The sequence below is a fragment of the Lysinibacillus sp. IITD104 genome, assembly GCF_036698265.2.
Classification (GTDB): domain Bacteria; phylum Bacillota; class Bacilli; order Bacillales_A; family Planococcaceae; genus Lysinibacillus; species Lysinibacillus boronitolerans.
This window is the reverse complement of the sequence record NZ_JBAHYH020000001.1, coordinates 1,757,417-1,770,844: the sequence shown is the minus strand read 5'-3', so window position 1 is coordinate 1,770,844 and position 13,428 is coordinate 1,757,417. Positions and strand designations below refer to the sequence as shown.

Annotated in this window: 10 protein-coding genes; all 10 read right to left on the bottom strand. The window is 40.2% G+C overall.

Annotated features, from left to right (window positions below):
• Window positions 1-11 precede the first annotated feature (11 nt).
• Window positions 12-1,022 (bottom strand): aromatic acid exporter family protein, encoded by a 1,011-nt coding sequence (locus V1L66_RS08930; protein WP_333005223.1) that lies wholly within the window; start codon window positions 1,020-1,022, stop codon window positions 12-14.
• Window positions 1,023-1,175: 153 nt separating this feature from the next.
• Entirely contained in the window at window positions 1,176-1,616 is a 441-nt protein-coding gene (locus tag V1L66_RS08925) for a BrxA/BrxB family bacilliredoxin (protein WP_004231203.1), read from the bottom strand.
• A gap of 161 nt (window positions 1,617-1,777) precedes the next feature.
• A complete protein-coding gene (gene meaB / locus V1L66_RS08920; protein WP_333005225.1) occupies window positions 1,778-2,875 on the bottom strand; it encodes a methylmalonyl Co-A mutase-associated GTPase MeaB in 1,098 nt (365 codons plus the stop codon).
• Window positions 2,875-5,028: a methylmalonyl-CoA mutase gene (gene scpA / locus V1L66_RS08915; protein ID WP_333005226.1), complete on the bottom strand. Its 2,154-nt coding sequence runs from the start codon at window positions 5,026-5,028 to the stop codon at window positions 2,875-2,877. Before scpA ends, meaB begins: the two co-directional genes overlap by 1 nt.
• Window positions 5,025-6,728, bottom strand: coding sequence for a methylmalonyl-CoA mutase family protein (locus V1L66_RS08910; protein ID WP_333005227.1), 1,704 nt, complete (start codon window positions 6,726-6,728; stop codon window positions 5,025-5,027). Before V1L66_RS08910 ends, scpA begins: the two co-directional genes overlap by 4 nt.
• Before the next feature lie 121 nt (window positions 6,729-6,849).
• Window positions 6,850-8,193, bottom strand: coding sequence for a dihydrolipoamide acetyltransferase family protein (locus V1L66_RS08905; RefSeq protein WP_333005228.1), 1,344 nt, complete (start codon window positions 8,191-8,193; stop codon window positions 6,850-6,852).
• A 169-nt stretch (window positions 8,194-8,362) separates the two neighbouring features.
• A complete protein-coding gene (locus V1L66_RS08900; RefSeq protein WP_016993882.1) occupies window positions 8,363-9,346 on the bottom strand; it encodes an alpha-ketoacid dehydrogenase subunit beta in 984 nt (327 codons plus the stop codon).
• Entirely contained in the window at window positions 9,346-10,362 is a 1,017-nt protein-coding gene (locus V1L66_RS08895; protein ID WP_016993883.1) for a thiamine pyrophosphate-dependent dehydrogenase E1 component subunit alpha, read from the bottom strand. Before V1L66_RS08895 ends, V1L66_RS08900 begins: the two co-directional genes overlap by 1 nt.
• Window positions 10,363-10,448: 86 nt before the next feature.
• Complete coding sequence (gene lpdA / locus V1L66_RS08890) at window positions 10,449-11,876, bottom strand: dihydrolipoyl dehydrogenase (RefSeq protein WP_036076583.1); 1,428 nt, start codon at window positions 11,874-11,876, stop codon at window positions 10,449-10,451.
• Window positions 11,877-12,052: 176 nt separating this feature from the next.
• Window positions 12,053-13,147, bottom strand: coding sequence for a Glu/Leu/Phe/Val dehydrogenase (locus V1L66_RS08885; protein ID WP_036076580.1), 1,095 nt, complete (start codon window positions 13,145-13,147; stop codon window positions 12,053-12,055).
• Window positions 13,148-13,428: the final 281 nt, after the last annotated feature.

Sequence of the window (13,428 nt, the reverse complement as noted above, 5' to 3'; positions counted from 1 at the left end):
AGGCGTCCACACTACTGTGGGCGCTCTTTTTTAACCTTTAACCCTTTAAATGACTGCTTTATTTCTAAATACCTGTCCATTTCCTCTATAAACTGATAGAGGGCTGCCTGAGCGATAAATTGCTCATGGCTTTGTGGTAAAGGAAGCTGAGAAAAATCGCGCTTAACATGTTCGAGCTTTTCGCGGTAATGACTAGCCGTATTCCCCGAATGAACATGCTCACCTAGGTCTTGTAAAAAATCTGCCACAATTTCAGCCTCTTGTACTATAACAGGTAATGTCGTCACTTTTGGTAGCACTCTTTCGATAATTTCTAGCTGCTGCTCTCGCATATCGAAATATACATAGTAATCATTTTTACGTCTTGTAAAATGGTTTTGAACATCTTTAAACGCCAATGATTTTGCCTCTTCTAGTGCTTTGATAGCATCGATAATTTCTTGACCGTTCCACAACGTATCTCCTTGCCGTAAATAGCTGGCAATTTCTAAAAAAATCTTACTATATAGCTCCTCTATTTTGACTCTGTAGTAATTTAATTCCTTTTGAATGTCTGGCATATACATATTAATGGCAATCCCTGTTCCATAACCGATAGCCATCAACGCTAATTCATTATAAACAAGTGTCAATGAGTACCCTTCAGCAGCGTAAATATGCATAATAATCACGACACTGGAGATAAATCCATCCGCAACCTTTAAAGATACAATGGTAGGTATAAAGAATATAAGCATGCCTGCTAGTGTAAGTGGATGGTAAGCAAATAACTCAAAGCTTACAAAGGCAAAAAGCATTGCTACAATACTTGCAACTAATCGTGTATAGGCTGCATAAATGGATTTCTTTTTTGTTGGCTGCACACATAATATGGTTAGAATCCCAGCAGATGCATATGAGGCTAAATCAAAATACTGTGCAATGGCAATGGCGATGGCCGCACCAATTGCTGTTTTTAAAGTTCGATAGCCGATTGAAAACTTCTTCAGGCCGACTGCCTCCCATCCTTTAGTACTCTTCACGCATTCAGCTAATTATTTAGCCAATATTACAAAAATTTTAACAATAATGAAACTAGCTATACATGAGGATCAGTAGGAAGCCTACATAGATAGCATGATCTATTTAGGCTTTTCTACTTGATTGAAAATGATTTTTCTTATGCAAGAATGGACTTAAAGCTCGTCACAATATTCTTCAAAGTTTGCTTGTAAATTTGTTACAACTGACATTGGGTCATGCCCTTCAATTTCATAACGTCCAACTTCTGCGACAACTTGTCCGTCTTTTAATAGAACGAATGATGGTGATGAAGGTAAATGATCTTCTCCAAAATGGTAACGTGCTGCTGCAGTTGCTTCTTTATCTTGCCCTGCAAACACTGTTACTAAATGATCTGGACGTTTATCATAATGAACGCATTGTGCCGCTGCTGGACGAGCGATTCCACCCGCACAACCACATACTGAGTTCACCATTACTAATGTTGTACCTGGACGAGCAAACGCCTCTTCCACGGCTTCTGGTGTTGTTAGTTGTTCATAACCAGCTGCCTCAATTTCAGCACGTGCTGTTTTTAAAATTTCCTGCATAAATAAATCGTAATCCATATTCATATAGCGATAGCTCCTTTCAAGTTTGCGCCAATTTAGTTCTATTTCATATAGTAGGTTTTTGACGCTTATCCATCTCTTATCATAGCAGTTTGCAAGCAATTTGTGCACCTACTTGCTCAACACATTTCAGTTGAAATTACTACGATTTCAATATGACTCGTTTACTTGTCTTCCTGCTCCTCGCTAAATAAACGATCAACACCTTGTGTAACTGTCAACTGTCCACTTAAAATTTGACGTTCAAGCTGTTGTACTTGTGCTTTACGTTGCGGGTTTCCATAAAATAGATCAATTAAATGATCGGTAATCATCGATTGGAACCACTCTTTTGTTTGTTGTTGGCGTCGGGTAGCCCAATAGTGATTTGCTTCTACGATTTGCTTGAATTCCCCAATTGTTTCCCAAACCTTATCAAGTCCTCGTTTTTCTAGTGAACTAACAGGCATGGCAGTTGACATCCAACCAGGTGTAGCTGGCTGTAAAAAGTGCAAAATTTGTTTATACTCTGCAACCGTTTTTTTAGCCAGACGAACATTATCACCATCCGCCTTATGCACGACAATTGCATCTGCTAATTCCATGATGCCTTTTTTCATGCCCTGCAATTCATCCCCCGCTCCTGTTAAAACAAGAAGCAGGAAGAAGTCAACCATGCCACGGACATAGGTTTCACTTTGTCCGACACCAACTGTTTCAATTAAAATCACATCATAGCCTGCTGCCTCACAAACTAACATGGTTTCCCGTGTTTTTTTGTGAACACCCCCTAGGGTACCTGCCGATGGCGATGGACGCACAAATGCACTAGGCTTCTTAACGAGCTCCTCCATACGCGTTTTATCGCCAAGTATACTTCCTCCTGATAGAGAAGAACTTGGATCAATGGCAAGAACAGCAACTCGTTTCCCCATGTCACACAGCATTGTACCGAAAGCCTCAATGAATGAGCTTTTTCCTGCCCCAGGCACACCTGTTATGCCAATTCGGATACTATTTCCTGTATGTGGAAGAAGCTCCTGCAATAGTTCTTGTGCCTGTACTTTATGGGTAGCGTTTGAACTTTCAATGAGGGTAATGGCTTTTGATAAATGTGTGCGAGAGCCCGCACATACTTGTTGTGCAAGCTCTCCTACATTTAGAGTGTCTGCCTTTTTCTTTCGGAACTTTTTGGGTGTACCATATTGCATCCCGTCGTGAGTCGCCTCTACTCCGTCCATGACAAATAGCGCACTTTCTTCCATTCCTTTATTTTTGTCCATTATTCAGACACTTCCTCATAGCCTAAACGTTTGTAGATTTCTTCAATAATTTTTTGTGCGGATACAGGAATCACTGTACCTGGTCCGAAAATAGCTACTGCACCGGCATTATAAAGGAAATCATAATCTTGTGCTGGTATAACACCACCCACAATAATGATAATATCTTCACGACCTAGTTTTTCAAGCTCAGCTATCAATTCAGGCACCAATGTTTTATGTCCTGCAGCTAGTGAAGATACGCCAATGACATGAACATCATTTTCAACAGCCATTTGAGCTGCCTCAGCAGGCGTCATAAATAGTGGTGAAATATCTACGTCAAAGCCTAAATCAGCATAACCAGTTGCGACAACCTTCGCGCCGCGGTCATGTCCATCTTGTCCCATTTTAGCAACTAAAATACGTGGACGACGACCTTCATTTTCAAGGAATTCTTCTGTCATTTGTTTCACTTCCGCAATTTGCTCCTCATCAGAGAAGTTAGCAGAGTAAACACCAGAGATCGAACGAATGACCGCTTTATGACGACCAGAAACAGCTTCAATTGCATCAGATATTTCACCTAAAGAAGCACGAGCGCGCGCTGCATCCACTGCCACCGCTAGCAGGTTTTCTTGTCCATCTTGAGCAGCCTTTGTTAAGCGAGCTAAATGCTTTTGAACTTCCGCTTCATCACGAGCTGCCTTCATCGCTTCTAAACGTTCAATTTGTTTTTGACGAACAATTGTATTATCGATATCTAAAATATCGATCGGCTCTTCTTTTGCTAAGCGATACTTATTCACGCCAACAATCGTTTCTGTTTTAGAATCAATTTTTGCTTGTCGTTTTGCTGCGGCTTCCTCAACCTTCATTTTTGGAAGGCCCGTTTCAATCGCTTTAGCCATACCACCAAGCGCTTCTATCTCTTCGATTAACGCCCAAGCAGATTTCGTAATTTCTTCTGTTAATTTCTCTACGTAGTACGAACCACCCCATGGATCAATGACTTTTGTCATCGCTGTTTCTTCTTGTAAAAATAACTGTGTATTACGCGCGATACGTGCAGAGAAATCAGTTGGAAGGGCAATTGCTTCATCCAGTGCATTTGTATGAAGGGATTGCGTATGTCCCATAGAAGAAGCATTTGCTTCGATTAATGTACGTGCAACATTGTTAAATGGATCTTGCTCAGTTAATGACCAGCCAGATGTTTGGGAATGCGTACGCAGCGCTAATGTCTTCGGATTTTTCGGATTAAACGTAGACATCATTTGTGCCCAAATACGACGTGCTGCACGCATTTTAGCAACTTCCATGTAATAGTTCATACCAATTGCCCAGAAGAACGATAGGCGAGGCGCAAATGCATCAATATCAATACCTGCTTTTAATCCTGTTCGTACATACTCCAAGCCATCTGCTAATGTATAGGCAAGCTCAATGTCATTTGTTGCGCCTGCTTCTTGAATATGGTAACCAGAAATTGAAATAGAGTTAAATTTCGGCATATACTTCGCTGTATATTCAAAAATATCTGCGATGATTTTCATTGACATAGCTGGTGGGTAAATGTATGTATTACGCACCATGTATTCTTTTAAAATATCATTTTGAATGGTACCTGCTAATTGATCTGGCGTTACCCCTTGTTCCTCTGCTGCCACAATATAGAATGCAAGAACGGGTAATACCGCACCATTCATTGTCATTGAAACAGACATTTGGTCTAACGGGATTTGATCGAAAAGGATTTTCATATCCTCAACTGAGTCAATCGCAACCCCTGCTTTTCCTACATCCCCTGTTACACGTGGATGATCAGAGTCATAGCCTCGATGTGTTGCTAAATCAAACGCGACAGAAAGACCTTTTTGGCCCATTGCTAAATTTCGTTTGTAAAAGGCATTGGATTCTTCAGCAGTCGAGAAACCTGCGTATTGGCGAACCGTCCATGGACGTGCTACATACATAGTAGGGTATGGTCCACGTGTATTGGGTGCAATCCCTGCTACATCATTTAGATGTTTAGCCTCTTTAATATCTTCTTTTGTGTAAATATCTTTAATTTCAATTCCCTCATTAGTCATGAACTTATCTTCAGACGCTTGAGGTGCTTCAGCTGTTAACACCTTTTCTATTTCTACTGCATTAAAATTTGGCTTGCTCATCGTTGGACCTCCTTCATGCTCGCAAACACGGACAGTAATTTTTCAATGATGTTTTGTCCGGCGAAAATAAAGCCGTTTAAGCCATTTGCTAACCAAGCTTCTTCTTCGTCTTTAAATTTGCCCGCCACATCTATAAGCACATTCGCTGGTTTTTCAGCTAAAATAGCTGATACAAATGCTTTTGTATCATCATCATTGCCTGCAATCACTACATACTTAGCCTCTGTCGCCTTCAGCCAAGCTACTGCCTCTTCTACAGTTGTCACTGGCTCACTTTTTTCTGGTTCAAGACCCACTGTGTTTAAGAAGCCCGCTACAAAATCTGCGCGTGGTTTAGAGCTTTTTAATGATCCTAATGCTAAAATACCTGTTTTTACATCTCCTGCTGTCATGTCTGCACGTAAATCCTCAAATGGAGCAGCGATACGCTTAATATCAGCAAATAATGGATTTGTATCCTGTTCAAGAATATCAGCTGGATTGGCATAAATATTCGTTCCAATTAATGATTGCTTACGTGTTTGGGCAGCTTTGATGCGTTTTTGATAGGATGCTTCCACTTCTTCTGCAAGCTTGCCAGAGGCTGTATATTCATCGATACCGCCAGCTGCCTGGATGTCTAAAAATAGTGCCCATGCTTCTTTCACAAAATCTGCTGTTAACGACTCGATAAAGTAAGAGCCCCCTGCTGGATCTTTTACTTTTAAGACATTTGTTTCTTCTCTTAAAATTAATGACACATTACGGGCGATACGAACGGATTGATCCGTAGGCTTCGTTAGCACGTCATGTGGATGAACTGTAAAGAGATCAGCACCACCGATTAAACCAGAAAGCGCTTCATTTGAAGAACGTAATAAGTTCACATACACATCTAATTTAGAAAAACTTCTTAATGATGTTTCAGCAACAGTAGGGATTTTGATATGATCTGTTACGCCATAAGCGGATGAGAACGCTTTCCAAAGTACTTTAAAAGCACGTAGTTTTGCAATCTCCGTAAAGAATTGTGTATCAATGGCAAAAGATACAAAAAATTTCTTCGAAAACGCTTCAAAGCTTTCTTCTTGTTCTGCAAATTTGGCTGCTAATGCAAGTGCATAGGCTAATTCTTGGACAGCGTTAGCACCTTCATTATGATAAACCGTTGTGTCTGCACTGACTGAGCGCACGTTCGGAAATGCAGTCAAAGTGATAGGGTCTTTTGAAATAATGTAACCTTTAATGGCTTCTTGTTGATCTACTGGAATGTTGTCGAATACTGCTAATAACGGGTCTTTTGAATTTTCAATAGTAATTTTAAACGAATATTCTGAGAAATATGATGCTAATTTGACCAATACTTCTTCTGTCCAAGCAAAGCTCACTCGGCTATCTATCGTAATAACTTCATTGCCTCGAGCCAAGCTATCCTCAAGTTGTGCAAAAAAAGCTTCGCTTGAATCAGCGTGAATTTGTTGTGCCACCTGAAATACTTGATCATTTTGTAGGGAACGGATTGTGGCAACTTGTAAATCAAGCTCTTCTCCAAGCTTAGCTACTAAACTTTCTTGCGTGTAAAGCGGCTGTAGTGTAACACCTTCAATTGTTTTTGTGAATAGTGACTCAAATGGTTTCCCTTTTAAAGCTTTGATTGCTGCATCTTGCCAGTCTGAATAGGCTGGTATTTCAAATTCAATATTTTTCATGTTGTTTGACATGCGGACGCTTAATCAGCTTCCCCCCTTAGTAGTTTCTATTTGTTATTCTACATGACAAATTGCGACTCGAAAAGCATAAAAAAAATCGGAAACCCTTATACAGCAGGTTTCCGACAAGTCATCAGTAGACTGACGTTGAAGATTTATTGGTATTTTCGAGTATTTCTTTCACTCTATTTAGGAATTTACCACAGACAAGTCCATCAAGTACACGATGATCTAATGATAAACATAAATTCACAATATCACGTGCAGCAAACATTCCACCTGGTAAAACAACAGGTTTTTTTACAATACTTTCCACTTGTAGAATCGCTGCTTGTGGGTAATTGATAATGCCCATTGATTGAACAGAACCAAATGCACCTGTATTATTCACTGTAAATGTACCACCAGTAATGTCATCCATTGCTAATTTCCCTGTACGGACTTTGATAGCCAGTTCATGGATTTCTTTAGCAATTCCTTTAATGGATTTTTCATCTGCGTGTTTTATAACAGGTACAAATAAGGCATCATTCGTTGCTACTGCAATCGAAATATTGATGTCATGTTTTTGAATGATTTTATCTTCCGCCCACATCGAATTCAGCATTGGGAATTCCTTTAAAGCTTGAGCAACCGCTTTTACAAAGAAGGCGAAATATGTAAGATTAAAGCCTTCTTTTTGCTTAAATTCATTCTTTAAGCTATCACGATAAGTCACTAAATCTGTTACATCCACTTCCATCATCATCCAAGCATGTGGCGCTTCATGTACACTTTTCACCATATTATTCGCAATCGCACGACGGATCTTCGTCACTGGAATTTCGATATCTCCTGGATGAATAGGTTGTACAGGTGCAGCTGCTTTTTCCACTTGTTGCTGTGGTGCTGGAGCTGCTGTAGGTGCTGATGTTGTTTGAGCGGTTGGAGCTGCTTGTGCTACATCATTTGCCGTTGGGATATTACCTGTTTCAATGAGCTTTAACAGGTCTTTTCGTGTAATACGACCACCCTCGCCAGTACCTGTTACAAGGTCTAAAGCTATATCATGCTCCTGCGCAAGTCGAAGAACAGCTGGTGAGTAACGTACTTTACCTGTACGTGCCTCTTTTGGTGCAGCTACAGGGGCTTTTACCTGCTGTGGTGCCTCCTGTTTCTTTTGAACACCTGCATTTAAAATAGCCGTACTTACCGCTGATTTTTTTTCAGGTGGCGGTGCTGGTAATTCACCTTCTCCCGCTATTTCAATCGAGCAAACGACTGCTCCAACTGGTAATGTCTGACCTTCTTGCGCAAGTAGCTCCGTGATAACCCCTTCAAATGATGAGGGGATTTCAGCATTTACTTTATCTGTAACAACCTCTGCTAATGGATCATATTTTTTAACTGTATCTCCAGGCTTTACAAGCCATTTTTCAATTGTACCTTCTGTTACACTTTCGCCGAGCTGTGGCATTGTAATATTTTGAACCGACATCCTTTATTCCTCCCATCAATTAAGCCTAGGCGTCATTGTACCTGATGCAGCGCTAAAAACATTAAACGTAGATAGGCATTTAGACAGATTTTGACTTTCAACTGTGCAAAGTCAAAATCTGTTGTTCCGTCTGAGGCTTTTATTTTTCATTCAGCCTTGTTGTGATCTATTAGAACGCAGCAAGTTCTCGCATAGCACGTTCCACTTTATCAGGATTAATCATAAAATATTTCTCCATCGTTGGTGCATATGGCATGGCTGGCACATCAGGTCCCGCTAGACGTTGAATTGGTGCATCAAGCTCAAATAAACAATGTTCTGCAATAATAGCAGCAACCTCACTCATGATACTACCTTCTTTATTATCCTCTGTAACAAGCAATACTTTACCTGTCTTACTTGCAGCCTCAATAATCGCTTCTTTATCCAGAGGGTAAACTGTACGCAAGTCAAGGATATGAGCGGAAATACCATCCGCAGCTAGGCGTTCTGCCGCTTGTAGAGCAAAGTGGACTGCTAAACCATAGGTAATGACTGTCACGTCATCTCCTTCACGTTTTACATCTGCTTTACCAATTGGCAATGTGTAATCATCTAGTGGTACTTCCCCTTTAATTAAACGATAGGCACGTTTATGTTCGAAAAATAATACCGGATCTTCATCACGAATAGCAGCTTTCAATAAACCTTTTGCATCATACGGTGTTGATGGAATGACAATTTTCAAACCAGGCGTACCAGCAAAAAGTGCTTCAACGGATTGTGAATGATAAAGTGCCCCGTGAATACCGCCGCCAAAAGGTGCGCGGATGACCATTGGACAAGTCCAGTCATTATTAGAACGGTAACGAATTTTTGCTGCCTCAGAGACGATTTGATTGACAGCTGGCATTATAAAATCAGCAAATTGCATTTCAGCAATCGGACGCATACCGTACATCGCTGCACCGATACCTACACCAGCTATCGCACTTTCTGCAAGAGGTGTATCGAGCACGCGGTATTCACCGAATTGATCGTATAGTCCAGTAGTGGCTTTGAATACACCGCCCTTACGACCAACGTCCTCTCCTAAAATGAAAACTCGTTCGTCACGTTCCATCTCTTCTTTCATTGCTAATGTAATCGCATCAATATAAGACATTACTGCCATTACATGTCACCTCCGTCCACTGGTGCATAAACATATTTAAGTGCATGCTCTGGTTGTGCATATGGAGCCGCTTCAGCATAATCAGTTGCTTCATTTACTTCTGCCATGACACGCTCTTCGATTTCAGTACGTATCGCATCTGTCATTACGCCAGCATCCATTAAATATTTTTCAAATAATACAATTGGATCCTTTGCTTTACCTTCTGCAATGTCTTCAGCCGTACGGTATTGACGGTCATCATCATCTGATGAATGGGCTGTTAAACGATAGGTTACCGTTTCGATTAAGCTTGGACCTTCCCCATTACGTGCACGATCTGCGGCCTCTTTCACCACTTTATACACTTGTAACGGATTTTTCCCATCCACTGTTACCCCTGGCATTCCGTAGCCAATCCCACGATCAGATACTTTTGCACAGCCTAGTTGACGCTCTACTGGCACAGAAATCGCATATTGATTGTTTTCTACCATAATAATGACTGGTAGCTTATGCACACCTGCAAAGTTCGCTCCTTCATGGAAGTCTCCTTGGTTGGATGAACCTTCACCAAGCGTAACGAAAGAAACAAAATCTTCTTTTTGTAGACGTCCTGCAAGTGCAACACCCACTGCGTGTGGAACTTGAGTCGTAACAGGAGATGAACCTGTTAAAATACGGTTTTTCTTTTGGCCAAAGTGACCTGGCATTTGACGACCGCCAGAGTTTGGATCTTCTGCTTTAGCAAACGCAGATAACATCAGTTCTCTTGGTGTCATTCCAAAATGTAAAACAACACCCATATCGCGATAATATGGTGCAATATAATCCTTATTTTTATCAAGTGCAAAGGCTGCTCCAACCTGTGCTGCCTCCTGACCTTGACAGGAAATTACAAACGGAATTTTACCAGAACGGTTTAATAACCACATACGCTCATCTAATCTTCTGGCCATTAACATTGTTTCGAACATAGCAAGTACATCTTCATTTGACAAACCTAAATCTTCATGTTTGATTTGAACATCTTGCATACGAACACCCCTTTCGTATTATAGAGAAATAACTATCTTATCCTATATCCCCACTTTTGGATATGTTAGTTATGAAATTCAGAAAATTAAAAATGGATAGCGCGATCATCCACTGCGAGAGCAGATTCCACTAACACCTCATTTAAGGATGGATGTGGATGAATGGCCTGACTAATTTCCCATGGTGTTGCATCTAACACTTTTGCTAAGGATGCTTCACCAATTAAATCTGTTACATGAGGCCCTACCATATGAATACCCAAAATATCATCTGTTTCTTCATCAGCAATAATTTTGACAAAGCCTTCTGCTTCTCCATTTACTAATGCTTTACCAATGGCCTTAAACGGGAATTTACCAATCTTTAATGAAAAGCCTTGTTCTTTAGCAGCACTTTCTGTTAATCCAATGCTAGCAACCTCTGGATAGGAATAAACACATTTCGGTACTTTTAGTGCATCCAATGTCTCTGTTTTCCCTGTTGCTATATGCTCAATAGCTGAAAGCCCTTCATGAGAAGCGACATGTGCCAATTGTAAGCCGCCAATCACATCTCCTATGGCATACATATGAGACTCTTTCGTTTGATAGGAATCATTCACTTTAATAAAGCCGTTTTCCACTTCAATCTCTGTATTTTCTAAACCAATACCTTGCGTATTCGCCTCACGCCCTACACAAAGTAATAGTTTATCAGCCTCAAAAATTTCTTCTTTTTCATTCACTTTTGCAGAAATGAAAACGTTATCATTTTCGATTTTGAATGTATTTGTATCTAAGCGAGCATTCGTAACAATACGAACTCCTCGTTTTTCAAGTTGTTTCGTCACTTCTTTAACGATATCCGCATCTTCTGCTGGTAAAATAGATGGACCATATTCTACAACTGTTACATATACACCAAAATCGCAAAGCATGGATGCCCACTCAATTCCGATAACACCGCCACCAACGATTAACAGTGACTTTGGTAAACTTTCTAACTGTAATGCGTGGTCTGAATTCAGCACATATTGCCCATCTATCGTTAACCCTGCCATACCACGAGGCTTTGAGCCCGTTGCAATGACAACATTCGTAGGCACAAGCATTTCATTTTCATCGCCATTGGACATTTCTACAGATATTGTACCTGGCATAGGTGAGAAAATAGATGGACCCAAAATTCGCCCTGTACCATGATAAACATCTATTTTTCCTTTTTTCATCAGTGTATTCACACCCTGACTTAATTGCTCAACGATTGCTTGTTTCCTAGCTTGAACTTTGTCAAATTGTAATGTCACACCTTCGATATCGACACCATATTCGCTAGCTGTTTTATTAGCCATACGATATACTTCGGCACTTCGTAGTAAGGCTTTACTTGGAATACAGCCTTTATGCAAGCAAGTACCACCTAAACGCTCACGCTCTACAATGGCTGTTTTCAAGCCTAGCTGAGCAGCGCGGATGGCTGCAACATAACCACCTGTACCTCCACCTAAAATGACAACATCATAATTTTGAGCCATGTTTATTCCCCCCTATTGAGAAAAGTGCTAAAGGATTCTATTAAACAATAACCAAGTGATTTTTTAACAGTCAGTGCTTTAGAAACTTTAGCTTTACTTCATGAAAGCCCTAATTTCTTGTTGAAAATTAGAAGAAGTCGACAATGCGACTTCTCTTCATGTATCAACCGTGTAAATTAGCGACCGTGTAAAATATTTTTTTCATTTTTTAAGAATTGGCTGCGAGATTTTGCTACACGAGCGATACGTTCCTCTGCTAAGCGGTTCGCTGCCACATATGTTGGAATGCCATCTCGTTTTGAAATAGCAAAGATTTTTTCAATACTATCATAAATGCCATCTACGCGTTTCATTGCACGTTCACGATTATAGCCATATAATTCATCCGCAACGTTAATAACGCCACCAGCATTGATTACATAATCTGGTGCATAAACGATACCTAATTCATGTAGGTAGTCACCATGACGTGAATCTTTTAATTGGTTATTTGCAGATCCAGCAATCACTTTCGCTTTTAATTGTGGAATCGTTTCATCATTTAAAATTGCACCTAATGCACATGGTGAGAAAATATCAACTTCTTGCGCATAGATTTCATCTGGTGCCACTGCAATCGCGTCAAAGTCATTAACAACTCGATCAATTGCTGCCTGATTGATATCTGTTACAACAAGTTTTGCCCCTTCATTATGTAAATACTCGCAAAGCTTGTAGGCTACATTTCCTAGACCTTGTACAGAAATTTTTAATCCTTCTAGTGAGTCTGAACCGAATGCTTCTTTTGCAGCTGCCTTCATACCACGATAAACACCATAAGCCGTTACTGGAGATGGATTACCTGAAGAACCGAATGCAGGAGAAATTCCTGTTACATAATTTGTTTCCTCGTGGATTAAATCCATATCCGATACCGTAGTACCTACGTCTTCAGCTGTAATATAGCGGCCATTTAATCCTTGGATGAAACGACCTAACGCACGAAACATTTCTTCATTTTTATCTTTAAATGGGTCACCAATAATGACCGTTTTTCCACCGCCAAGGTTTAAACCAGCTGCAGCATTTTTGTAAGTCATTCCTCGTGCTAAACGTAATGCATCTTCAATTGCATTTTCTTCTGACGCATACGTCCACATACGTGCTCCACCTAGTGCTGGTCCAAGTGTTGTATCATGGATAGCGATAACCGCTTTTAACCCTGATGCTTCATCTTGGCAAAATACCAATTGTTCGTAATCATACTTTTCCATATACTTGAAGATTTCCATGAAACTCGCCCCTTTGCTTTGGAAAGTGCATCCCCAAATGCCCATCCAATCAAGTTTTATCTAACAATCTAATCTTCGTAGCGTCCTCACTCAGCAAATTCTGAGCTCCTATTATTCAGTAGGTGTTTAGACCCTAATACTTAAAGAAGAAATTGTTTAGTAATGGATAATATTGCTCCACTTATTTTTACAATACTGACAAATTCACAATTTCGCAACTATTATTACATATTCTTATTTAAGTAAGAATTTTCTAAACATTCAGTTACAATTGCTACTTT